24 protein-coding genes are annotated in these 24,577 nt (G+C 57.1%); 3 read left to right on the forward strand and 21 right to left on the reverse strand.

Annotation, left to right across the window (positions count from 1 at the left end; genetic code table 11):
* Positions 1-375 carry a 50S ribosomal protein L19 gene (gene rplS, locus FE795_RS11110; protein WP_003799181.1) on the reverse strand — a complete coding sequence of 125 codons (375 nt, stop codon included), beginning with the start codon at positions 373-375 and terminating at the stop codon, positions 1-3.
* A 274-nt stretch (positions 376-649) separates the two neighbouring features.
* Between rplS and FE795_RS11115 the strand changes: the two genes are divergently transcribed.
* Positions 650-925 carry a lipoate protein ligase C-terminal domain-containing protein gene (locus FE795_RS11115; RefSeq protein WP_003799175.1) on the forward strand — a complete coding sequence of 92 codons (276 nt, stop codon included), beginning with the start codon at positions 650-652 and terminating at the stop codon, positions 923-925.
* A complete protein-coding gene (locus FE795_RS11120) occupies positions 922-1,692 on the forward strand; it encodes a lipoate--protein ligase family protein (protein WP_003799173.1) in 771 nt (256 codons plus the stop codon). The genes FE795_RS11115 and FE795_RS11120 overlap by 4 nt, the downstream gene beginning before the upstream one ends.
* A gap of 31 nt (positions 1,693-1,723) precedes the next feature.
* Here the strand turns inward: FE795_RS11120 and FE795_RS11125 are convergent, their stop codons facing one another.
* From FE795_RS11125 to FE795_RS11150, 6 genes are all read right to left on the reverse strand, one after another.
* Positions 1,724-1,918, reverse strand: coding sequence for a hypothetical protein (locus FE795_RS11125; protein ID WP_003799172.1), 195 nt, complete (start codon positions 1,916-1,918; stop codon positions 1,724-1,726).
* A 305-nt stretch (positions 1,919-2,223) separates the two neighbouring features.
* Positions 2,224-2,865: a peroxiredoxin gene (locus FE795_RS11130; RefSeq protein WP_003799170.1), complete on the reverse strand. Its 642-nt coding sequence runs from the start codon at positions 2,863-2,865 to the stop codon at positions 2,224-2,226.
* Positions 2,866-3,048: 183 nt separating this feature from the next.
* Positions 3,049-4,866, reverse strand: a complete 1,818-nt coding sequence (locus FE795_RS11135) for an acyl-CoA dehydrogenase (RefSeq protein WP_131070685.1) — start codon at positions 4,864-4,866, stop codon at positions 3,049-3,051.
* A gap of 108 nt (positions 4,867-4,974) precedes the next feature.
* On the reverse strand, positions 4,975-5,904 hold the full coding sequence (locus FE795_RS11140; RefSeq protein WP_131070686.1) for an electron transfer flavoprotein subunit alpha/FixB family protein: 930 nt from the start codon (positions 5,902-5,904) through the stop codon (positions 4,975-4,977).
* On the reverse strand, positions 5,905-6,654 hold the full coding sequence (locus tag FE795_RS11145) for an electron transfer flavoprotein subunit beta/FixA family protein (protein WP_003799165.1): 750 nt from the start codon (positions 6,652-6,654) through the stop codon (positions 5,905-5,907).
* A gap of 86 nt (positions 6,655-6,740) precedes the next feature.
* Positions 6,741-7,664 carry a histone deacetylase family protein gene (locus FE795_RS11150; RefSeq protein ID WP_165477517.1) on the reverse strand — a complete coding sequence of 308 codons (924 nt, stop codon included), beginning with the start codon at positions 7,662-7,664 and terminating at the stop codon, positions 6,741-6,743.
* An 11-nt stretch (positions 7,665-7,675) separates the two neighbouring features.
* On the opposite strand from FE795_RS11150, the gene mltB reads away from it, so the two are divergent.
* Positions 7,676-8,869 carry a lytic murein transglycosylase B gene (gene mltB, locus FE795_RS11155; protein ID WP_131070688.1) on the forward strand — a complete coding sequence of 398 codons (1,194 nt, stop codon included), beginning with the start codon at positions 7,676-7,678 and terminating at the stop codon, positions 8,867-8,869.
* On the opposite strand, the gene cysM is transcribed toward mltB, so the two are convergent.
* From cysM to gyrA, 14 genes are all read right to left on the reverse strand, one after another.
* Positions 8,866-9,771, reverse strand: a complete 906-nt coding sequence (cysM, locus tag FE795_RS11160) for a cysteine synthase CysM (protein WP_059318826.1) — start codon at positions 9,769-9,771, stop codon at positions 8,866-8,868. The genes mltB and cysM overlap by 4 nt on opposite strands.
* Positions 9,772-9,870: 99 nt before the next feature.
* Positions 9,871-10,257 carry a ComEA family DNA-binding protein gene (locus tag FE795_RS11165; protein WP_003799156.1) on the reverse strand — a complete coding sequence of 129 codons (387 nt, stop codon included), beginning with the start codon at positions 10,255-10,257 and terminating at the stop codon, positions 9,871-9,873.
* Between the two features lie 118 nt (positions 10,258-10,375).
* Positions 10,376-11,374, reverse strand: a complete 999-nt coding sequence (gene rfaD / locus FE795_RS11170; RefSeq protein ID WP_003799154.1) for an ADP-glyceromanno-heptose 6-epimerase — start codon at positions 11,372-11,374, stop codon at positions 10,376-10,378.
* A complete protein-coding gene (gene rfaE1, locus FE795_RS11175; RefSeq protein WP_100214761.1) occupies positions 11,371-12,300 on the reverse strand; it encodes a D-glycero-beta-D-manno-heptose-7-phosphate kinase in 930 nt (309 codons plus the stop codon). Before rfaE1 ends, rfaD begins: the two co-directional genes overlap by 4 nt.
* Entirely contained in the window at positions 12,297-13,544 is a 1,248-nt protein-coding gene (lapB, locus tag FE795_RS11180; RefSeq protein WP_003799150.1) for a lipopolysaccharide assembly protein LapB, read from the reverse strand. Before lapB ends, rfaE1 begins: the two co-directional genes overlap by 4 nt.
* Positions 13,545-13,560: 16 nt before the next feature.
* Entirely contained in the window at positions 13,561-13,896 is a 336-nt protein-coding gene (locus tag FE795_RS11185; protein ID WP_003799149.1) for a LapA family protein, read from the reverse strand.
* Between the two features lie 114 nt (positions 13,897-14,010).
* The gene (locus FE795_RS11190; protein WP_003799146.1) at positions 14,011-14,370 is read right to left on the reverse strand and encodes an integration host factor subunit beta; all 360 of its coding nucleotides are present in this window, start codon (positions 14,368-14,370) and stop codon (positions 14,011-14,013) included.
* Positions 14,371-14,375: 5 nt separating this feature from the next.
* The gene (gene rpsA, locus FE795_RS11195) at positions 14,376-16,094 is read right to left on the reverse strand and encodes a 30S ribosomal protein S1 (RefSeq protein WP_003799144.1); all 1,719 of its coding nucleotides are present in this window, start codon (positions 16,092-16,094) and stop codon (positions 14,376-14,378) included.
* Positions 16,095-16,181: 87 nt separating this feature from the next.
* Positions 16,182-16,859 (reverse strand): (d)CMP kinase, encoded by a 678-nt coding sequence (gene cmk, locus FE795_RS11200; RefSeq protein ID WP_003799142.1) that lies wholly within the window; start codon positions 16,857-16,859, stop codon positions 16,182-16,184.
* Positions 16,856-18,178: a 3-phosphoshikimate 1-carboxyvinyltransferase gene (aroA, locus tag FE795_RS11205; RefSeq protein ID WP_131070689.1), complete on the reverse strand. Its 1,323-nt coding sequence runs from the start codon at positions 18,176-18,178 to the stop codon at positions 16,856-16,858. The genes cmk and aroA overlap by 4 nt, the downstream gene beginning before the upstream one ends.
* On the reverse strand, positions 18,175-19,059 hold the full coding sequence (locus FE795_RS11210; RefSeq protein WP_003799138.1) for a prephenate dehydrogenase: 885 nt from the start codon (positions 19,057-19,059) through the stop codon (positions 18,175-18,177). Before FE795_RS11210 ends, aroA begins: the two co-directional genes overlap by 4 nt.
* A gap of 290 nt (positions 19,060-19,349) precedes the next feature.
* Positions 19,350-20,441, reverse strand: a complete 1,092-nt coding sequence (gene pheA / locus FE795_RS11215; RefSeq protein WP_003799136.1) for a prephenate dehydratase — start codon at positions 20,439-20,441, stop codon at positions 19,350-19,352.
* On the reverse strand, positions 20,434-21,543 hold the full coding sequence (gene serC, locus FE795_RS11220) for a 3-phosphoserine/phosphohydroxythreonine transaminase (RefSeq protein ID WP_003799135.1): 1,110 nt from the start codon (positions 21,541-21,543) through the stop codon (positions 20,434-20,436). Before serC ends, pheA begins: the two co-directional genes overlap by 8 nt.
* Positions 21,543-24,236 (reverse strand): DNA gyrase subunit A, encoded by a 2,694-nt coding sequence (gene gyrA, locus FE795_RS11225; protein ID WP_131070691.1) that lies wholly within the window; start codon positions 24,234-24,236, stop codon positions 21,543-21,545. The genes serC and gyrA overlap by 1 nt, the downstream gene beginning before the upstream one ends.
* Positions 24,237-24,577 lie beyond the last annotated feature (341 nt).

Consider the following 24,577-nt stretch of genomic DNA (forward strand, 5'->3'; position numbering starts at 1 on the left):
TTAATTGCCCGAACGACGAACGAGTTTTTCTTTGATGCGAGCGGCTTTACCCGAGCGATCGCGCAGATAGTACAGTTTAGCACGACGAACAGCGCCACGACGCTTGACTTCGATGCTGGCGATCTGAGGGGAATACAGCTGGAATGTACGCTCAACGGCTTCGCCAGAAGAAATCTTGCGAACGATGAAGGAAGAATTCAGACCACGGTTGCGACGGCCAATAACCACGCCTTCGTAAGCCTGGACACGCTTGCGCGTACCTTCAACCACGTTTACGTTCACCACAACGGTGTCACCAGGACCGAACTCGGGAGGCAGTTTGCCACCGGTCAGGCGCTGGATTTCTTCTTGCTCAAGAATAGCGATCAAATCCACGATTGACTCCAAAACCATCGTATCAGCCGCACACATTATAAGAATCGCGCTGACAGAGGATGAAAAATGATTAGCCCACGATTCTACCAGTAAATATTGTGAATGACCAAATTTTTTGACAGCGTGCCCATGCGTCCCTGCGCGTTTAACTACGCTAAAATACGACACTTTGGGCATCCTGCCCCTGTATTAAACGCAGCACGAGCGATTGCTTACTCGCTTAGCCCTCCCTTTTGCCCAAAAGGGTCCGCGCCTATCAAAGGACACACCGTCTATGCATGCTGAATACAAAGTTCCTGGCGGCAAGCTGGTCGTGGTCGATCTGGATGTCAAAGACAATATGATCGAACAAGCACGACTGAGCGGCGACTTTTTTCTGGAACCCCCCGAAGCATTGGGTCTGATCAATCAGGCCTTGCAAGGCCTGTCCGTCAACAGCAGTGCCGAAGAAATTGCCGCTTACGTCAGCCGCGCTCTGCCTGCCGAGGTTGAAATGTTCGGTCTGGACCCACAGGCTATTGGCGTAGTCGTGCGGAGGGCCCTGGCATGACAGGTTGGAACGAATTGCCCTGGGAACTGATCCATATGGAGCCGCAGCCTGCTGCTCTGCACATGGCATTGGATGAAATCATTACCCAGGAAGTCAGCGAGGGCACCCGCGCCCCTACCCTGCGCATCTGGGAGTGGCAAGAAGCTGCGGTTGTCATCGGACGATTCCAGTCCCTGCGCAATGAAATTGAGGCTGAGGCTGCAACCCGTCATGGCATTCGAGTCGTACGGCGTATCAGCGGAGGGGGCGCCATGTTCATCGAACCGGGCAACACCATTACCTACTCCTTAAGCGTGCCCAAGCAGTTTGTTGCCGGCATGACGTTTCAAGAATCCTACGAGTTTCTGGATTCCTGGGTGATTGAGGCCCTGCGCGACATTGGCATTGATGCCTGGTACCAGCCCCTAAACGATATCACCAGCGCAGGCGGAAAAATCGGTGGCGCAGCCCAGGCACGCCGTGGCAATGCGGTTTTGCACCATGTGACCATGGCCTACGACATTGATGCCGACAAAATGCTGGAAGTCCTGCGCATCGGCAAGGAAAAACTGTCTGACAAAGGCACCACCAGTGCCAAAAAACGGGTGGACCCTATCCGCAGTCAAACGGGCATGAGCCGTGAAGCGGTGATTAAGGCCATGCTGGATGCTTTTCGTAAAAAAACGGCCCTCAAAACCAGCACACTGGATACATCGACACTGGAACAGGCCGAAAAACTGGCCCGCGACCGCTTCCTGTCAAACGACTGGACACAGCTGGTGCCCTGATCGCCCCTTGGAGCAGCACACGGGCGTGGCCTTAAAACCCACCCATGCTGCCCAACCACAGCAAGCCGGGAATACTGGCACCCCACACGGCAACCAAACACACATCCATCACCTTGGCCTTGAACGACAAAGGCTGGGTGAACGGGCTGGACGAAGCCGCGGAGCGTACTGGGCCCCGGAAACGAGGAGTGGCTTGAGGACGGTAATGACGGCTTGGACGGGACATGGCTAACTCCGTTTACTGTTTTCTTATACAGCACTGTACTTAAAACCAGCCTTTAGTGCAATCAGCGCTTGCAGTGATGTTGCGCCTGCCCCACTGAGCAGCTGAAACCTGGTCCTGGCGCCAGTCACAGCCCATTCACTACCAATCCTGCCATACCTCTCCCACGAGTTTTCGGGGCTCGCAAGCCACGCTAACCCAGCACTTTACACAGTCGTTCTGTGCGGCAACTCTTCCTGCAAGACCCACAAAAAAGCCCTCGTGCCGCAATGGCACGAGGGCTTTTTGTCGGAACCTAAGCGCAATATTTACTTGTTGGGCTGAGGCGTCACACGCAGGTAAGGACGGATCTCGGTGTAGCCCTTAGGGAACTTCTGCTTTAACACTTCGGGGTCTTTCAGGCTTGGAACGATAATCACGTCGTCGCCATCTTCCCAGTTAACCGGAGTGGCCACGCTGTGGCTGTCAGTCAATTGCAGAGAGTCAATTACGCGCAGGATTTCGTTGAAGTTACGGCCCGTGCTGGCAGGGTAAGTAATGATCAGACGGACTTTCTTGGCCGGGTCAATGATGAACACCGAACGAACCGTCACCGTGGTGCTGGCATTGGGGTGAATCATGTCGTACAGATCCGATACCTTACGGTCAGCATCGGCCAGGATGGGGAAGTTCACCGTGGTGTGTTGAGTTTCGTTGATGTCGTCAATCCACTTGCCGTGGGAATCCACATCATCCACGGAGACAGCAATCACCTTCACGTTGCGCTTGGCAAATTCGTCGGCCAGCTTGGCGGTGTAGCCCAATTCGGTCGTGCAAACAGGCGTGAAGTCAGCTGGGTGGGAGAACAAGACGCCCCAGCTATCACCCAGGAACTCGTGAAACTTGATGGTGCCAACGGAGGATTTTTGTTCAAAATCAGGGGCCAGGTCGCCCAGACGAAGTGTAGCCATTATGTTCCTCTTTCTAAATGCAGTGGCGATCAAGGGATCACCGACTTGAATAATCAGGACTAGTCAGATGATTTTGTCAGTATAAAGACAGCGCTTCAAATAATTAAAAGTCATATCAATATACCTAAAAAGGCCCGATAGCCAAAGCGACTAAACGGGCCTTGCACTGCACGCCTTGAGAGCTTACAGCAGCTCGGGCGACAGGTAGGGGGTCAACTGCGCCCCATCCGCCACGGAATGCGCCAGAGCCGTCGCGCGCGGCAGCAAGTGGCTGGCAAAAAACACGCTGGTAGACAGCTTGCGGCGCAGGAATGGGTCCTGATTGCCCTCACTCAATGCCTTCTCGGCCGCTAACGCGGCACGGGCCATCTGCCAGCCAGTCAACACATAACCGGACAGCATCAGGAAGGGCACACTGCCCAGGAAAACGGCAGCCAGATCTTTTTGCGCATTCATCAAGGTAAAGGTGGCAGCCTGCTCCACACTTTTCACCCCGGCTTCCAGCCGATCTGCGATCAGTGTCAACGCCGCTTTGTGTTCGCCATCCTGGGCGGCGCGCTCACGCAGCTTGGCCACGGTGGCACCCAGTTCAGGGGCCAGGCCCTGAATAACCGCACCCGCATCACGCAACACCTTGCGACCGATAAAGTCGTTGGCCTGAATGGCGGTCGTCCCCTCGTAGATGGGCAAAATGCGGGAGTCACGGTAATGCTGAGCTGCGCCGGTTTCCTCGATGAAGCCCATACCACCATGCACCTGTACTCCCAGGGAGGTCACCTCAAGAGACATCTCGGTGCTAAACCCCTTGACCACGGGTACCAGGAACTCATAGAGGGCCTGATACCGCTTGCGAGCGTTTTCGTCCGCGCTATGGCGCGCCTTGTCATTGACGCCAGCGGCAAAATAAGCCAACGCGCGCGATCCCTCGGTCAGCGCACGCATTTGCATCAACATGCGCTGGACATCCGGGTGATGGGCAATTGAAACCGCCTTGCCACCGCTCAAGGGGGCACCCTGGACACGATCATTGGCATACCCGATAGCCTGCTGCAGGGCGCGCTCGGCCACGGCAATACCCTGCACACCTACCGCATAACGGGCGGCATTCATCATGATGAACATGTACTTCAGGCCTTCGTTTTCCTTGCCCACCAGGTAGCCGACCGCGCCCTCGCCCACCTCGCCTTTACCGGACCCATACAGCAGCACGGCAGTCGGACTGCCATGGATACCCAGCTTGTGCTCCAGCGAGGCACACCAGACGTCGTTGCGGGCACCCAAAGACCCATCTTCGTTCACCAGGAACTTGGGCACGATAAATAGCGAAATCCCCTTCACACCGGCCGGTGCATCCGGGGTACGAGCCAACACCAGATGAATGATGTTTTCGGCCATATCATGTTCACCGTAGGTGATGAAAATCTTTTGGCCGCTGATGCGGTAGCTACCATCATCCTGAGGAACCGCACGGCTGGCCACCTGGGCCAGATCGGAACCGGCCTGGGGCTCAGTCAAGTTCATGGTCCCGGTCCAGCGGCCTTCAAGCAAGGCGGGCAGGAAGCGGGTTTTTTGCTCGTCCGAGCCCACCATGGACACGGCCTCAATCACCCCATCGGTCAGCAAAGGGCACAAAGAAAAGGCCAGGTTGGCAGCGTTGATATTTTCACACGCCACAGCACCGATCAGCTTGGGCAGACCTTGCCCGCCCAGCTCGGCTTCGTGCTGCAGTCCTTGCCAACCGGCTTTTGCAAATTCCTCAAAGGCTTTCTTAAACCCGGGTGTCGTCGTGACCACACCGTCATTCCACTTGGCGCCATTCTGATCTCCGGCGCGGTTCAACGGCGCTACTTCCTGCTCAACGAAACGGGCGTTCTCATCAATAATGGCATCGATCAACTCGGCCGAGAAATCCTCAAAGCCAGGCAATTCCAGCACACCAGGCAGATCAGCCAGCTCTGTCAGAGCAAAGCGGATGTCTTGGGTGGGTACACGATACGTCATGAACACTCCTACACAGAAACGAAAAGGACCGACACGGCAAGCAGTCCCCTGGGAATATACGCACTGAAAAAAGCCTGCTGGAAAAAAATCCAGCAGGCCGATAGGCGCTTAGAGCGCTTTTTCCAACTCAGGCACCGCTTCGAACAGGTCTGCAACCAGACCGTAGTCGGCCACACCGAAAATCGGCGCCTCAGGGTCTTTATTGATCGCCACAATGACCTTGGAGTCCTTCATGCCAGCCAGGTGCTGGATGGCGCCCGAAATACCGACTGCCACATAAAGCTGAGGGGCGACGATCTTGCCCGTCTGTCCCACTTGCCAGTCATTAGGGGCATAGCCGGCGTCGACGGCGGCACGAGATGCCCCCAATGCCGCACCCAGCTTGTCTGCAAGACCGTCCAGCAATTTGAAGTTCTCGGCACTACCCAAACCGCGGCCACCCGACACCACCACACCGGCACCGGCCAGTTCAGGGCGATCGCTCTTGGCAACTTCACGGCTGACAAATGCAGAACGTCCCGAGTCAGCCACCGCCGTCAATTCCTCGACAGCAGCACTGCCACCTTCAGCGGCCACTGCATCAAAGGCCGTGGTACGCACCGTAATGACTTTGACAGCGTCGCCGGACTGAACGGTTGCTACCGCATTGCCTGCATAAATGGGGCGGGTGAAGGTATCAGCGGATTCAACGGACAAAATATCCGACAGTTGGCCCACATCCAGCTTGGCCGCCACACGAGGGGCGATATTCTTGCCCGAGGCCGTTGCCGGGAACAGAATATGGCTGTAGTTGGAGGCGATGCCCAACACCTGGGCAGCCACGTTTTCTGCCAGGCCTTCAGCCAGCGCTGGGCCATCGGCCAACAGCACTTTGCTGACCCCCTGGGCTTGGGCAGCCGCCTGAGCAACACCGGCGGCCTGATGACCGGCAACCAGAACATGAATATCGCCACCGATCTTCTGAGCGGCAGCCAGGGCATTGAGTGTTGCAGCCTTGAGCTGCTGATTGTCGTGCTCGGCAATAACAAGGATAGCCATTTAAATCACCTTCGCTTCGTTCTTCAGTTTCTCGACCAGCGTAGCCACATCGGGCACCATGATGCCAGCGGCCCGCGCTGGGGGCTCGGTCACTTTCAGAGTCTTGATCCGGGGCGTCACATCAATACCCAGCTCTTCGGGTGTCAGGGTCTCCAAAGGCTTTTTCTTGGCCTTCATGATGTTGGGAAGTGTCACGTAACGAGGCTCGTTCAAGCGCAGGTCCGTCGTGATCACGGCAGGCAGACTGAGCTTTAGCGTTTCCAGACCACCGTCCACTTCACGCGTGACCAAAACGCTATCGCCCGCCACCTCCACTTTGCTGGCAAAGGTGGCTTGAGGCCAGTCCAGCAAGGCGGCCAGCATCTGGCCGGTCTGGTTGGCATCGTCGTCAATGGCCTGTTTACCCAGGATCACAAGCTGAGGCTGCTCCTTGTCCACGACGGCTTTGATCAACTTGGCCACAGCCAGGGGCTGCAGTTCTGCATCGGTTTGCACCAGAGTGGCCCGATCAGCACCGATAGCCAGGGCCGTACGCAAGGTTTCCTGGCTTTGCGCCACACCGCAAGAGACGGCGATAACCTCAGTGGCAGCACCGCTTTCTTTGAGGCGGGTGGCCTCTTCGACGGCGATTTCATCAAAAGGGTTCATGGACATTTTCACATTGGCAATGTCCACCCCGGTTTGGTCGGATTTCACGCGCACCTTGACGTTATAGTCAACTACGCGTTTCACGGGTACTAACACCTTCATGTAATGTTCTCCAGTGCAGTCTTAATTAAAAAATTGTTCTGTTGAAATAGGGCTCGGGAAGAATTCCAAAGCCCGAGGCCGCTCGCCTAAAGCCCGGCGAGTGCCTTGATATGAGCCACCACGCTGCGTCCCAGGGACGAGGGATCGTACCCCCCTTCCAGCATGCTGACCAGACGATGGCCGGCACTAGGCGCACAAGCCCGGACAACCATCGCGGTCAATTCCGCATAATCGGCCTCAACCAAACTGAGCTGCCCCATCTCATCTTCACGGTGAGCGTCAAAGCCTGCCGAAAAAAAGACGATCTCTGGGGCAAATGCCTCGATGCGGGGCAAGCAAACTTGTTTGAACAGATCGATAATCTGAGCAGACTTGGTGTAGGCCTCAACCGGTATATTTACCATGTTTTGCGCTGCCGGGTCCTGAAAGGAATCAGGAAAAAATGGCGACTGAAAGAAACTGCACATCAGAACGCGCTCATCACCGGCAAAAATCTGCTCGGTGCCATTGCCGTGGTGTACGTCGAAATCCACAATCAACACACGCTTGAGATCATACTTCTCCATCGCATACGCCGCGGCAACAGCGATATTGTTGAAAAAGCAAAACCCCATGGCCCGCGCCCGCTCGGCATGGTGCCCGGGAGGGCGAACGGCACAAAATGCCCCAATCGCGTCCTCGGTCATGACCCCGTCGACGGCGTCCAGGCCCGCACCAGCGGCTGCATAGGCCGCTTCCAGGGTATGAGGATTCATCAAGGTATCGGGGTCTATATTGAAATAGCCCTGACGCGGCACCTGTTCTTTGAGTTTTTGCAAATAGGCGCGGTCATGGACTCGCAAGATATCCTCATCCGTCGCCAGCCGGGCTTGTCGCTGGGCCAGATAGGATGCCAGACCGCTCGAGAGCAGTTGATCGTTTATGGCATCGAGTCGCTGCGGACTTTCCGGATGCCATCTCCCCATCTCATGCAAATGGCATGATGGATGGATAAAATATAGTGTCTCCATGAGGATGGATTATGTTCAGACCCACTCGAATTTTGCAAGCAGTACTGATCGCGCTGAGCACTGCCGGCTGCGCCACCCCCACTTCCCAGCCCCCGTCTTCGGACACCAAACCCAGCAACAACGCGACCTTTCAAGCCCCATCCCCAGCAACAGCTGCCATCACCATCAAGGCTCTGCCCGAACCGAGGTCAATTCAGGCCGGCCAGTCCCGTTCCGGGCGGACGCAGTTTTTTCAATTAAACGGTCAATTAAACGAGGATATCGCCGCCTATGCGCAAGAGGTAGCATTCGCACGCAACATCCCCCAGGATTTGGTTATCGATCTGCTGCAGCAGGCTCAATATAACGAAACCGCGGCTAAATTAATGCGCCCCACCAAAGGGCGCATCAAGCGCAGCTGGGTCACCTACCGGCAGCGCAATGTCGATCCGGCACGCATTCAAGGGGGGGTTCAGTTCTGGCAGAAGCATCGTCTGACACTGGACAGAATCGCCCAGGACTACGGTGTACCGCCTTCCATTATTGTCGCTATTTTGGGCGTGGAAACCGTCTACGGAAAAATCATGGGGGACTTCAAGGTACTGGACGCCCTGTTTACACTAGGCTTCGCTTATCCGGACAACAGTCGGCCCGAGCGCGGCCAACTGTTTCGGGATCAACTGGCGGATCTGATCGAACTGCATCATCAAGGTGAACTGGATGCACGGATTGCCCAGGGCTCGTTTGCCGGCGCGATGGGAATGTCCCAATTCATGCCTGGCAGCCTGATACGTTACGCCGTGGACGGAGACGGCGATGGCCGTATAGATTTGCGCAACAATCCGGCCGACGCCATGGCCTCGATCGCCAATTTCCTGCGTGCCCATGGCTGGGAGCCTGGACTGCCAGTTTTTGCCCCGGTGGCGCTGAGCACGGCCAATAAAGAGATGGTCGATGGCGGCATTTACCCCAAGCTGAACTGGGCGCAACTGCACCATGCCGGGGCCAGTGTCAAAGGCCAAGCCCAGAACACGGGCCTGTGGCAGCAGGCCAAACTAGGGGTAGTCAACCTGGTGGACGAGCCCCGCAATACCACTGAATACCGTCTGGGCACGCCCAACTTCTTTGCCATTACCCATTACAACCGCAGCTATTTTTATGCCAGCTCGGTTGCCGACCTGGCGTCCGAACTGGCCTGGCAGATGGGTTACGGCAACCCTAATTAATTGAAGATACCAGTGGACAAATAGCGGTCGCCACGATCGCACACTATAAAAACGATGGTGGCGTTTTGCACGCGCTGGGCCACGCGCATGGCCGCCACCAGCGCGCCGCCAGACGAAATACCGGCACAGATCCCCTCTTCGGCCGCCATACGGCGTGTCATGACTTCGGCCTCCTGCTGGCCGATTTCCTCGAACATATCCACCTTGGAGGGGTCGTAGATCTTGGGCAGATAATGCTCCGGCCACTTACGAATGCCCGCAATTTGCGCTCCCGGCGCAGGCTGCGCCCCCACCACGACAATGCCGCTATTTTGGCTGCGCAAATAATTGCCGACTCCCATGATGGTGCCTGTGGTCCCCATGGCACTGACAAAGTGCGTAACCTGGCCATCTGTCTGCTGCCAGATCTCCGGGCCAGTACTGTGTATGTGCGCGTCCGGATTATCCTTATTGGCAAACTGATCCAGCACCTTGCCCTGCCCCTGGGCCTGCATCTTCAAAGCCAGATCACGAGCGTATTCCATACCGCCTTGATCGGCGGGTGTCAGAATCAGCTGGGCCCCGTAAGCCGTCATGGAGGCACGACGCTCCAGCGACAGATTATCGGGCATGATCAAAATCATCTTGTAGCCACGAACGGCCGCAATCATGGCAAGGGCAATCCCGGTGTTGCCGCTGGTGGCCTCGATCAAGGTGTCCCCCGGCTTGATATCACCGCGGCGCTCGGCCTGCTGAATCATGGAGCGGGCAGCGCGATCTTTCACCGAACCTGCCGGGTTATTGCCCTCCAGCTTGGCCAACAAGACGTTACCGCGCGCCTGTCCGAACTCACCTGGTATGCGTTGCAACCGTACCAGAGGGGTCTGACCGACGGTATCTTCAATGGTGGGATAGTTTTTCATCAATAAATCTCTTACCTTGCGCAAAACAGCAGCCAGCTCACACTGGCTGCCCCTGCAGACTAAACAAACTACTAGCTTAAAACGAGTCTACGCCCAGAGCTACGGCTTTCTTCGTATATCCGCATCGGTCTTATTGGCAAGCGCCTTGCCCGCGGCTTTGCCGGTCTCCACTTTCAGACCTGACTGCTCCATCGTGATAATTTTTTTTGCGCCTATTCCCTTGACCCGATCGGCCAAGTCCTGCAAGGAGTCAAAAGGCCCACCGCGCTGGCGCTCCTCCAGGATCAGTTCAGCCGTGCGGGGACCTATGCCTTTGATTTGTTGCAGCTCCTGGGCATTGGCCGTATTGAGATCCAGCGCGACCGCCAGGCCCCAGGGACCCAACATCCACAGCGCAACTAACACACGCAGCACGCTACTGCGCCAACTGGGCTGCTGGCGCGTACGACCATGGAACACGGGAAATACATTGAGCGGAATACACATAATAAAGGCTCCTTGGAAAGAAGCCTTTATGGTGCTGCCAATGGAAAGGAAAAATCGGCCCGCAAACCGCTTTTAGCCATGCGTGGCAGTCCGCATGGACACCGTCATCCTGGCCTGCTTAGCGCAGCGCACCCGATTGCAATAAACGACGCACGTATTCGGCCACGCCAGTCTGCACATCATGGAAAGGTTTGTCATAGCCAGCCGCGCGCAACTGGGTCAAGTCTGCCTGAGTATGGCTTTGATAGCGCCCCTTCAAATCATCCGGGAAGGGTATGTACTGCAGAAACTGCTGCGATACCAGATCCTCCAGCTCAAGCGCTGGCAAGCCGTCGTGCTCGCGCAAGGTGTTGACGACCGTTTGTGCCACATCATTGAAAGGTTGGGCGCGACCCGAACCACAATTGAAGACACCCGACTGCTTGTCCTGCCCGAGAAAATGCAGATTCACCGACACGACATCGTCAATAAAAACGAAGTCGCGCTGCTGGCCGCCATTCACATACCCGTCCCAGCCGCCAAACAAGAGGACATGACCGTCGCGGCGGTACTGAAGCATATTATGGTAGGCCACCGAGGCCATCCGGCCTTTATGCTGCTCTTGCGGACCATAGACATTAAAGTAACGCAATCCCACCACAGGTGCGCGCAGGCTGTCCAGATGGCGGCGCAACACCTGGTCGAACAGGAACTTGGAGTATCCGTAGACATTCAACGGCGCTTCGTTGCTCAGGTCTTCGGCATACAGCGGACCGGCACCATAAACCGCCGCTGAGGAGGCATATAACAACGGGATGCGCTTGGCCTGACAGTATTCAAAGATCTCCAGGGTTACCCGGTAGTTATTGTCCATCATGAACTGGCCATTGCGCTCGGTAGTGTCCGAGCAGGCTCCCTGATGCAGCACGGCTTCGATATTGGAGAACTCGTCACGCGCCAAGCGGGCACGAAAATCATCCTTATCCATGTAGTCGGCAATCTGACCCTGAACCAGATTGACGAACTTGTCGCCATCGCTCAGGTCATCCACGACCAGAATGTCGCTTATCCCCTGCTGGTTAAGGCCTTTCACCAAATTGCTGCCAATAAAACCAGCGCCACCGGTCACTACAATCATGCCAATTCCTTTGCCGTCACAATCGACGTACCCAATTTTCCGACCACGATACCTCCCGCGCGATTCGCCCAACGCATGGCTTGCAACCAGTCCAGGCCAGCGGCACGCATCACTGCCAAGGTTGCCAATACCGTGTCCCCAGCACCCGAGACATCAAACACCTCTTGGGCCTGTGCCTCTACGTGCTCACGTCCTTGTTCGGTGAACAAGGTCATGCCTTGTTCGGAGCGCGTAATCAGCAAACACTCCAGATTCAGTTTGCGACGCAGGTCCTGAGCGCGTCGCATCAAATCATCCTCATCTTTCCAGGCACCTACCGCTTCTTGCATTTCCGAACGGTTTGGCGTCAGGATTGTGGCCCCTTGATAGCGTTCGTACGTTTTGCCCTTGGGATCAACCAGAACGGGGATATTCTTCGATCGCGCCAGGGCGATCAAGCTTTCCACCTGCGCCAACGCGCCTTTTGCGTAGTCCGACAAGACCAACACCTGATGCTGGTCCAGCAAATCACTCATGGTTTGCTGCAACTGATCCAGCGCAGAGAGGGCGGGACTTTCTTCAAAATCCACCCGCAGCAATTGCTGCTGCCGACCCAGAACGCGTAACTTCAAGGAAGTGGGCATGACCGGGTCCTGCACCCAATGAGCCTGCACGTGGTCCGCTTTGGCCAGTTCCTGCACCGTCCTGCCAGCCTCGTCCTGTCCGATTACACCCAGCAAGCTGGCCTGTGCCCCCAAAGCCGCAATATTGCGGGCAACGTTGGCCGCGCCGCCAAGGCGATCCTCGACCCGTCCCATCTTGACCACAGGAACTGGCGCTTCGGGAGAAATACGGTCCACGTCACCAAACCAATAGCGGTCCAGCATGACATCCCCCACCACCAGCACACGGCTGGCGGCAACAGCTTGCGCTGGGAAGCTCATCATTTCAGCTCCTCAAGACGTCGAGGAGCATAGGTCTCCCAGGAATTACAACCGGGACATTGCCAGTAGAAATGGCGCGCCTCAAAGCCGCAAGAACTGCATGAATAACGGTCCAGGCGCTGAGTATGCCGATGGATCAAAGAGCGCAACAGGCTTAAATCGGCCCCCGCAATGATCTGGTCCACACCAACTGCTTGCCCCCCGTCGCCTCCTTCTTTGTCCTGACCTTGATCCTGAAGCTCGACTTCCAGCATCTTGTCCAGTCCCAGCAAGGATGGATGGGCTCGCAGCGCATCCCGGGCAAAGGCCCATGCCTGCAAGTGGCCTTCCTGCTCACGCAAAACACGGAACAACACATTGAAAATATCCAGGCTGGGATGCTGCTGATAGTGGCTGCGCAGCATGGCAACCCCCTCTTCGGCCCGTCCCAGTTTACGGTAACTGTCCAGTAACTCGGTCGCATACAAGCCCACATACTCCGGGGCGCTGCTCAAAATGGACACCAGATAAGCCCGCTCCTGCTCGTTTTGCCCTTGCATGCGAGCCAGACGCGCACGCAAACCCGCAACCCGCGCCTGGGAAGCATACATGCCTTGCCCCGTTCCCAATTTTCGGATGGCGTTTTCCGCCTCATCCAAGGCTTTTGCAGCCCGGTCAAAGTCCGGCTGCTTGCCCTGCAAAGCGCCTTCAGCCTGCTCACACTGGTAATGCACCAGTTGGGGGACCGGCTCGTCGACCAGCGCCCGCAAACGACGCACGGCCTCAATCGCCCGCGGCCAATCGTGCTCGGACTCGTAAATGCGAATCAGGGCGCGCATGGCAGGAATAGCAAAGCGCGTCTCACGTACTGCCTCAAACGCCGCTTCGGCCCGATCCAGCATACCGGCCTTCAAGAAATCCTGGGCGATCTGAAATTGTGCGTTTTCACGATCGGCCACCGGCAAGTCAGCGCGCGACAGCAGACTTTGATGCACACGGATGGCGCGCTCCATCTCGCCGCGGCGACGAAACAGACTGCCCAACGCAAAGTGAAGTTCGGTGGTTTCAGGGTCCAGCTTGGCCACTTCCACAAACGCATCAATGGCACGATCCGGCTCTTCATTGAGCAGAAAGTTCAAGCCCTTGAAGTACGAGTCGGGCAAGCTGCGGGTTTCGGACATCATTTGCCGAAAATCCACCCGCGCCGCGACCCAGCCCAAGCCAAAAAGAAGGGGTACAAAAACCAACCACCAGGTTTCAAAATCCACTGTTTACTCCAAGGGCTTACAAAGGCGCCAGAGGGGCGACGGTCTCAGGCGCAACAGCGGCCGCCGTGTTCCCAGGCGAAGGCTGTGCCTGTTCCAGCCTGTCTTGCAGACGATCCATTTCGCGTCGCAGGCGGTTGACCTCGCGACGGCGACGCATCACGGCACCGACCATCAGCAGCAGCCCCAACACCAAGCCTAAAATAAACGCGGCCAGCATCACGACGATCAAGGGAACGTCTTGAATAATATGCTCGGCAAAAAAGCTGACTTGCACCGGTTCGGTGTTTTTTAGTGCGAACAGCAGCACGATCACAAAAACGAGCAGACGCAATACCCAGACTAGATAGCGCATTTTTAGGGCTCCAACAGTGTTTTTATAATGTCTGATTGTACGTGCAAGCGGAATTTAGCGCACACGCAAAACAGGCCCTGTAAAGGGCCTGTGTCATCAGTGTGCAAGTAGGTCTTAACCGTGACGGACTCTCGCATTGAGCTGCTCGAAGGCAGAGGACTGGTCATCTGCCTCGATGTGCTCTTGCTCAAGAAAGACAGAATCGACTCGCTCACGCAATTCCTTGCCGGCCTTAAAGTGTGGCACCTGTTTACCAGGCACCATCACTTTTTCACCGGATTTGGGATTGCGCCCTACCCGCGGCGAGCGGGTAGAAAGCGAAAAGCTGCCAAACCCTCGGATTTCGATCCGCTGACCACTGGCCAGAGCCTGGGTCATCGAATCCAAAACCGTTTTCACGGCGAAATCCATATCGCGCAGAGCCAGCTGCGGATAGCGGCTGGCCAACAACGCGATCAGCTCAGACTTTGTCACGCTGATTAACCGTCGTCACGTTGCTGCTGGTCCAGCTTGGCACGCAGCAGAGCACCCAGGTTGGTCGTACCGGACGAAGCGCTGGCTTCGGTCAGACGGGCCATGGATTGAGCGGTTTCGGCGGTATCACGTGCCTTGATGGACAACTGAATCGAACGGGTCTTGCGATCCACGCTCAAGATCATGGTTTCGATTTCCTGACCTTCTTTCAGTGCGGTGGTGGCATCTTCCACACGGCCCGAGGAGATCTCGGAGGCACGCAGGTAGCCCTCAACGTCCAGCGACAGCGTTACAACAGCACCCTTAGGCTCGACCGATTTGACAACACCGCTCACCACGGCGCCCTTGTCGTAGGTAGCCACGAAGTTGTTGAACGGATCGCCTTCCAGCTGTTTGATACCCAGGGAGATGCGCTCTTTGTCGGTGTCGATGCCCAGAACCACGGCGTCAACTTCGTCACCCTTCTTGAAGTTGCGAACGGCTTCTTCGCCCGTCTCGGACCAGGACAGGTCGGACAGGTGAACCAGACCATCGATGCCGCCTGGCAGACCAACAAACACGCCGAAGTCGGTGATGGACTTGATGCCACCGCGAACCTTGTCGCCGCGCTTGAAGTTGATGGCGAAATCTTCCCATGGGTTGGCACGGCACTGCTTCATGCCCAAGGAGATGCGACGACGATCTTCGTCGATTTCCAGAACCATGACTTCGACTTCTTCACCCAAGGTCACAACCTTGCGTGGGTCAACGTTCTTGTTGGTCCAATCCATTTCGGATACGTGAACCAGACCTTCGATACCGTCTTCCACTTCAACAAATGCACCGTAATCGGTCAGGTTGGTCACCTTGCCGAACAGACGGGTGTTTTGTGGGTAGCGACGTGCCAGACCGATCCAGGGATCTTCGCCCAGTTGCTTGACGCCCAGGGAGACGCGGCTCTTTTCCTGATCGAACTTGAGAACCTTGGCTTCGATTTCCTGACCCACCTGCAGAACTTCGGATGGGTGACGGACACGGCGCCAGGCCATGTCGGTGATGTGCAGCAGACCGTCGATGCCGCCCAGATCAACGAACGCACCGTAATCGGTGATGTTCTTGACGATACCTTTGACGATAGCGCCTTCGGACAGAGTTTCCAGCAGTTTCTGACGCTCTTCGCCCATGGAGGCTTCCAGCACGGCGCGACGCGACAACACAACGTTGTTACGCTTGCGATCGAGCTTGATGACCTTGAATTCCAGGGTCTTGCCTTCGTATGGCGTGGTGTCTTTGACAGGGCGCAGATCAACCAGCGAACCGGGCAAGAATGCACGGATGCCGTTGGTCATGACCGTCAGGCCACCCTTGACCTTACCGGTGATGGTACCGTTGACCAGTTCGCCGGACTCAAGCGCTTGCTCGAGGGACAACCAGGCCGACAGACGCTTGGCGCGGTCGCGGGACAGAATGGTGTCGCCGTAGCCGTTTTCAAAGGCATCGATAGCCACGGAAACGAAGTCACCTGCCTGAACTTCCAGTTCGCCCTGATCGTTCAGGAACTCTTCCAGAGGAATCAGTGCCTCGGACTTCAGGCCAGCATTGACCAGCACGTAGTTGTGGTCAATACGCAGAACCTCGGCGGAGATAACTTCGCCGCTTTTGAGGTCTTGGTTTTTAATGCTTTCTGCAAACAAATCGGCAAAGCTTTCGCCGCCCGTTGCGTCTGTGTGAAGGTTAGTGGACATTAAATCAATCCGTCAGCCAAAATGGCCGTTAAAAAAAACACACCAGGCAGAACCCGGTGGAGTGAACAAAGCCCGATCAGCACGGGATTAGGCTGTCGGGACCGCGATGCCCGACCAGAGGTCGAGCACTTTATCTACAACTTCCTGAATGCTGAGCTGGGAAGAATCCACGATGTGGGCACCCGGCGCAGGCACAAGCGGCGCATGAGTTCGGGAACGATCTCGCTCGTCGCGCTCACGCAAGTCCGCCAAAAGACTCGTAAGATTAGCAGAAATACCCTTTTCGCTCAACTGTTTACAGCGTCTTTGGGCACGCACCTGCGCGTCTGCCAGCAAAAATATCTTTAAGGGTGCGTCCGGAAACACCACGGTGCCCATATCGCGTCCATCGCCCACCAGTCCAGGAGCGACGCGAAAATCCCGCTGACGTTGCAAAAGCGCCTCACGCACCAGCGGCAGGGCCGCCACCCGGGAAGCCAGATTACCCACCTCTTCCTGGCGAATGGCGTCCGTGACATCCTCACCGTCCATGTAAATCTGGGGGTAGTCAAAACGGACATTCAGATTCTGGGCGGCCTGCTGGACCTGCGCCTGATCCTGCACATCTACGCCGCGACGCAGGCAAGACAGCGCTGTCAAGCGATACAAGGCACCACTGTCAAGCGTGTGCCAGCCCAAGCGCTGCGCGACCAGGGAAGCAATCGTCCCCTTCCCTGAGGCGGTCGGGCCATCAATGGTAATGACGGGAATGCTCTGCGCTGTCATGCCTGCACCAAGTGTTCAAAAACAGAAAAATAATCGGGAAATGTCTTGCTGACGCAGGCGGGGTCCAGAATGGTGACCGCCACCGGGCCGAAGCTGGCCAGTGAAAAACACATGGCAATGCGGTGATCATCATACGTCGCGATGCGGGCCGAACGCCATTGATCTGCCGCAATGGGATGCACGGTCAACCAGTCTGGGCCTGACTCTACTCGGGCACCGAGCTTGCGCAGCTCGGCCTGCATCGCGTCAATACGGTCCGTTTCCTTCACGCGCCAGCTGGCAATATTGCGCAAGGTACAAGGACCATCCGCAAACATGGCCATGGCCGCGGCCGTCATGGCCGCGTCCGGTATGTGATTGAAATCCAGATCGAACGCCTTGAGCTTGTCGCCGCGCGCCACACACAGACCGGAGACAATCAACTCATTGGCATGACGCTCAATACGGGCGCCCATCGCCTCTGCCACATCGGCAAACTGAATATCGCCTTGAAGACTGTCGCTGCCCGCCCCCTGAATACGTAGCGGGCCACCGCCGATTGTCCCCAGCGCGATGAAGTACGACGCAGATGACGCGTCTCCTTCCACCGAGTACGTGCCGGGGCTGAGATAGGCAGCATCGGCTGGCACAGTAAAGCTGCTCCAGCCCTCCCGCTCGACCTGCACACCAAAACGCGCCATCATGGCCAGCGTTATGTGGATATAAGGCTGGGATATCAGCTCCCCTTCGACCTCGATGCGCAAGGGCTGAGCAGTACGAGCCGTCAACAAAGGCGCAGCCATCAGCAGTGCGGTCAGGAACTGACTGGACACCGAGCCTTTCACCGACACGCGCTGTTGATCCACCTGGGCCAATTCCCCGATTGCCAGGGGTGGATAACCCTCCGCTCCCAGATACTGCACATCTGCACCCAGACTGCGCAGCGCATCGACCAGATCCCCGATAGGACGCTCATGCATACGGGCAATGCCGCTCAGATTGAAGCGCCCTCCCATCAGGCCCAAGGCCGCGGTCAAGGAGCGGAACGCCGTACCGGCATTACCCAAAAACAGATCGGCGTCGCGATGCGCAAACGGCGCTCCGCCGTCGATCACCACCACGCCCTGACCCAGGTCCTGTACGGTCACGCCCATTTGCTGCAACGCGGCCATCATGACGCGGGTGTCGTCCGAATGCAGCAAGCCTTCCAGTCGCGTTTGCCCCTGAGCCAACGCGGCCAACAACAGGGCCCGATTGGAAATGCTCTTGGACCCCGGCAATTGCAGCTCGCCACACGCACGGCTGACGGGATTCAAAACAAGACTGTCGCTCTGGCTCATTGCAAACCACTCCTACTTGCCCAAAAACGGCGCGCCAAGGCAGCACGCTCTAAAAATTCGTATAAAGCCTGGCCGTCCTGATCCTGCAAAGCCTGTTCAGCCTGATCCAGGGCCTGACGTACTTCTTGCAGTTGGCCCAGAACGGCCTGGCGATTGCTCAGAAAAATATCGCGCCACACTTCGGCCGAGCCCGCAGCGATACGGGTGAAGTCGCGAAAACCCGTCCCGGCCAAGGCAAAGCGTTGGTCCGAGTTGGCGCTGGAGGCAACCTGCCACATAAAAACCGAGGACAGAAAGTGCGGCACATGGCTGACCGAGGCCAGCACCTCATCATGCGTAGCCGGGTCCATCAGCATGACCCGCGCTCCGCAGGCTTCCCAGACAGCGATCAAACGCTCGCGCGCACTGGCTGGGTTCTCTTCCAGAGGTGTCAGAATAACGTTGCGACCATCGTACAGATCGGCACGGGCTGCCTCGGGGCCTACCGTTTCCGCACCGGCAATCGGATGACCAGGAACAAATTGTCCAATACGATCGCCCAGCGCGTCACGCGCCACGCGAACCACATCCGCTTTGGTGCTGCCCGCATCGCTAATCAAGGTGCTGTCACGCAAATGGGGGCGCAGCGTTTTCAACACCGAAGCCATTGCACCGATAGGCGTGGCCAACATGATCAAATCCGCTTGTTGAGCGGCCTGCTCCAGCGTGGCGACCTCATCGATCAAGCCCAGTTCCTGGGCTCGCCGCAGGCTTTTGAGCTGTCGACCGACGCCCAGCACTTTGCCTACCGCTCCGTAGCGTTTGAGTGCCAATGCCAGGGAGCCGCCGATCAAACCGACCCCAACAACTGCCAGCACCGGAACCAAAGGCGCAGACGCCATAGTTTCTGATGACGCTATCATGATTAATTACGTTCCCTCCCAGACCGTCCATGCTTGGCGTATTACGTGCAATGCCGCTGGAAAACCGGGTGTCAATGCAGATACTGCCAGACTATTGCGCGACCATCGACGAAAGAGCGAGGCGACCTGCAAGCTCGGTATTTTGTATCGTTATGCCCTAATGACACAGCCGGTCCCATGCCTTGTTAAAACAAGCCGCCCCCCCTATCAGGGCAAGCTGACCGTGGGCGGGAACGCTTCCCCGCCCAGACCCGTCGTGTCTTGGATGCTTAAAAGTCGTTTACAGGGTATGAGCCCAGAATTTTGAAAAAAGCGACTTGTTTCTTCAGCTCTGCCAGCGCAGCAGCCATGGCAGGCTCGTCGCGATGACCAATGAGATCTACGTAAAAATAATATTCCCACTGGCCTGTCCGGGCAGGACGCGACTCCAGGCGGGTCATGGACACCCCATGCACGGCCAGGGGAGAGAGCATGTCGTAAACGGCGCCTGCACGGTTGGGTACGGCCAGAATGATACTGGTCTTGTCATTGCCGCTGGGCAAGGACTCGATGTTGCCAATTGCCAGGAAACGCGTGCGGTTATGCGGATCGTCCTGAATGCCCGCCTCCACGACACCCAGATTCCAGGCAGTGACGGCGGTATTACCGGCAATCGCGGCCACGGTAGGATCGCTGGACGCAATGCGGGCGGCCTCGGCATTGCTGGAGGCTGCCTCGCGCAAAAGCTGCGGATAGTGCTTTTGCAGCCAGTTCTGACACTGGGCCAAAGCCTGGGGGTGCGCCATGACGCGCGTCACACCTTCCATCGTGCCGCTTTTGGTCAGCAAATTGTGGTGGACGCGAATCGAGCGCTCACCCAAAACACGCAGGGGCGAGTTCAGCAACAGATCCAGCGTGCGATTCACGGCGCCTTCGGTGGAGTTCTCAACCGGCACCATGCCTACCTCCGCCTGACCGACCTCCACACTGCGAAACACCTCATCAAAGGAGTCGCATTGCAGGCCGTCCAGAGCATGACCGAAATGCTCATAGGCAGCCTGTTCCGAAAAAGAGCCTTGGGGCCCCAGATAGGCCACGCGCAATACGCTTTCCAGGCCCCGGCAGGCAGAGATGATCTGTCCCCATACGGCCTCGACCGCAGCGGACGTAAAAGGCCCACCGTTTTCAGACTGCAGACGACGCACAATACGGGCTTCGCGCTCGGGCTTGAGGATGACTTCCTCGGTATTGAAGTCCTGCTTGATCTTGCCCACTTCCAAAGCCGCACGAGCACGCTCGTTAAGCAACTCCAGGATCTGGCGATCCAGCTCATCAATACGATTGCGCCAAGGGAGCAGGCGCTCAGTTAAGGTATTAGCCATTCCGTCGTTCAAAATCAGTCATGAATTCGATAAGTGCCAGCACGCCCTCCAGCGGCATGGCGTTATAGATCGAGGCACGCATGCCGCCCACGCTCTTGTGTCCTTTCAGGGACGTCAAACCCGCGGCCGTGGCCTGTTCCAGAAACAGGGAATCCAAAGACTGATCACGCAACAGGAACGGAACATTCATGCGTGAGCGGTACGCAGGATGCACGGTGTTGGTGTAGAACTCGGAGGCATCCAGAAAACCGTACAGGGCTTGAGCCTTGGCTGCATTACGCGCCTGCATGGCAGCTACGCCGCCCTGGCGCTCCAGCCACTTGAACATCAGGCCCGCCATATAGATCGAGTAGGTGGGCGGCGTGTTGAACATGGACTGCTGCTTTTCAATATTGGCGTAGTTGAACGCCGACGGGCACAGATCCATGGCGTGCCCCAGCAAGTCCTTGCGTATCATCATCAGGGCGATGCCCGACATGCCTGCATTTTTTTGCGCGCCGGCATAGGCGACGGACACACGCGAGAAATCAATCGGGCAGGACAAGATATTGGAGGACACGTCAGCAACAACGGGCACATCCAGCTTGGGAATATCGTTGAACTCCACGCCACCAATGGTTTCATTGGTACAGACGTGCAAGTAAGCGGCATCGGGGCGCACATCCCATTGAGAGGGCTCAGGGAACCAGGTCCAGGGAGCCCACTCTTTGCCTTGATCCTGCCAGGCCTGCCCACTGGTGCCGGCAACATGAATGTCGCCATAGCGCTGGGCCTCCTCGCAGGACTTGACTGACCAGCTGCCCGACAGCACGTAGTCAGCCTTGCCACTGCCATTGCGCTGGATCAGGTTCAAGGGCAGAAGGCCATTCTGGCCCTGCGCCCCGCCCTGAACAAACAGCACCGCAAAGTCATCCGGCACGGACAACAGGGCACGCAAATCGGCTTCCGCCTCGTCGCGCACGCCCATATAGTCCTTGCTGCGGTGACTCATCTCCATGATGGACATGCCCGTGCCATGCCAGTCCGTCATTTCAGCGGCGGCTTGCTCCAGCACTTCCAACGGCAGCATCGAGGGGCCCGCCGAAAAATTCCATACACGCATTACTCGTTTTCCTCGCCGGAAGAGTCCGCCTGGTCTTGGGCGGCATCAGATTGATTATCCTGCTCAAGACTGTCTGGAGCCTGCGCCTGCTCAGCCTGATCGGCCAGTTCGGCGTCCACCTCGTCATCGGTCTCCACCACGCGATACACACCAGAGAGTTCGCTGTCGTCATCCACGCTGATCAAGGTGACACCCTGAGTGGCTCGACCCATCTCGCGAATTTCCGCCACACGAGTACGGACCAGCACACCCGCATTGGTAATCAGCATGATTTCGTCGGTTTCACGGACCAGCACGGCACCCACAACCTTGCCGTTACGAGCCGAGGTCTGGATGGCAATCATGCCCTTGGTGCCACGGCCGTGACGGGTGTATTCGCCAATCGGGGTGCGCTTGCCGAAACCGTTCTGGGTGGCAGTCAGCACGGATTGGGTTTCGTCTTCGGCCACCAGCAAGGCGATCACAGACTGGCCCTCTTCCAGCGTCATGCCGCGCACACCGCGAGCCGCACGGCCCATTGGGCGCACATCGCCTTCATCAAAGCGGACCGCCTTGCCTGCATCGGAGAACAACATGACGTCATGAACACCGTCGGTCAGTTGAGCACCGATCAGGTAGTCGCCCTCGTCTAGGCCCACAGCAATGATGCCGGCCTTGCGAGGGTTGGAGAAGTCGGACAGCGGGGTCTTCTTGACCGTGCCGCGCGAGGTCGCCATGAACACGAACTGATCTTCGCTGAATTCCTTGACGGACAGCACCACGTTGATCTTCTCGCCCTCTTCCAGAGGGAACATATTGACGATGGGACGGCCACGCGAGTTGCGCGAACCTTGAGGCACTTCCCAGACCTTGAGCCAGTACACACGGCCCCGATTGGAAAAGCACAGCAGGTAATCGTGCGTGTTGGCGATGAACAGCTTGTCGATCCAGTCGTCCTCTTTCATGGCGGTAGCTTGCTTGCCACGGCCACCACGACGCTGTGCCCGGTATTCGGACAGCGGCTGGCTCTTGATATAGCCGGTATGCGAGAGCGTAACCACCATATCCATAGGGGTAATCAAGTCTTCGGTATCCAGCTCGGTGGCGTTGTGTTCGATTTGCGAACGACGAACGTCCTTGCCGGTGGCCGAGAACTCGTCACGCACCGCGATCAGCTCGTCGCCAATGATGGCGGACACACGGGTGGGGTTGGACAAAATGTCCAGCAGATCAGAAATCTTGTCCATGACCTCACGGTATTCCTGAACAATCTTGTCCTGCTCCAGGCCCGTCAAGCGCTGCAAGCGCATGTTCAGGATTTCCTGAGCTTGCACGTCACTCAGACGATACAGGCCGTCCGAGCTCATGCCGAACTCGTCGCCCAGATCATCAGGACGATAAGCCTGCCGGCCACCCACAATGGCGCTGGTGTCGGCTCGCGCCAGCATCTCGCGCACCAGACCGGAATCCCAGGAGCGAGCCATCAGTTCGACGCGCGCGACCGGAGGAGTCGGGGCGGCCTTGATGATTGCAATGAACTCATCAATATTGGCCAGGGCCACAGCCAGGCCTTCCAGCACATGGCCGCGCTCGCGTGCCTTACGCAACTGAAATACGGTACGACGTGTGACCACCTCACGGCGGTGGCTCAGGAAGTAATCCACCAACTGCTTCAGGTTGAGCAAACGGGGCTGGCCATCGACCAGGGCCACCATGTTCATCCCGAAGGTTTCTTGCAGCTGCGTATTCTTGTAGAGATTGTTCAGCACCACTTCCGGCACTTCGCCACGCTTGAGCTCGATCACCAGGCGCATCCCGTCCTTGTCAGACTCGTCGCGAATATCGGAGATACCCTCGATGCGCTTTTCATTGACCAGTTCGGCAATGCGTTCCTGCAGCGACTTCTTGTTGACCTGATAAGGAATGGCGTCGACCACGATGGCCTGACGGTTGCCCTTTTCCATGTCTTCAAAGTGCGTGCTGGCGCGCATGATGACGCGGCCACGGCCCGTACGGTAGCCTTCGCGCACGCCGGACATGCCGTAGATGATGGCGCCGGTCGGAAAGTCAGGAGCCGGTATGTATTCAATCAGTTCATCTACTGTGCACTCGGGATGACTCAGGCAGTACAGACAGCCGTTGACCACTTCGGCCAGGTTATGCGGCGGAATATTGGTCGCCATGCCCACGGCAATGCCGGAGCTGCCGTTAACCAGCAGATTGGGCAGGCGGGAAGGCAACAGGGCCGGCTCTTTTTCGCTGCCATCGTAGTTGGGCACGAAATCCACGGTTTCCTGGTCAATATCAGCCAGCAACTCGTGAGCAATCTTGGCCAGGCGGATTTCGGTGTAACGCATGGCCGCGGCGTTATCGCCGTCGATGGAACCGAAGTTGCCCTGCCCATCGACCAGGGTGTAGCGCATGGAAAAGTCCTGCGCCAGACGCACGATAGTGGCATAGACGGCAAAGTCACCATGCGGGTGGTACTTACCGATCACGTCACCGACGATACGAGCCGACTTCTTATAGGCACGATTCCAGTCGTTATTGAGTTCATGCATGGCGAACAGAACACGTCGATGCACGGGCTTCAAACCATCTCGCACGTCGGGAAGAGCACGGCCCACAATCACGCTCATGGCGTAATCGAGGTAGCTGCGGCGCATCTCCTCTTCAAGCGAAACGGGAAGCGTCTCCTTGGCAAAGGAATCCATAGGTCAATTCTTTATAGATATGGGTTAAGCAGTAAGCCAGCCGTAAACGGACAAGAGGAAATTCTAGCACTTTCACATAGGGGGACGCAGCGTGGCGCGGCGACAGGCCCGGCGATCAGCGATTGAAAGCGGTGAATCATCAAAAAACCGTCATTCATGAATCGTATCGGCCACCGATCCGCTCATCCGGCCAGCCCTTATCCTGTTGCCTAAAACCAACAATAACAGGAAAGAACAAGCCTAATTCCACGCAAGTTCGCGAATCGTTCCCCGTCCCCCTCACGCATGTGGCCGAAATGTCTTAAGATTCGACCTAACACGCATGAAACCCAGCGCAAGCA

Origin of the sequence: Alcaligenes ammonioxydans (genome assembly GCF_019343455.1) — a bacterium.
In the GTDB taxonomy this organism is placed as follows: Bacteria; Pseudomonadota; Gammaproteobacteria; order Burkholderiales; family Burkholderiaceae_B; genus Alcaligenes; species Alcaligenes ammonioxydans.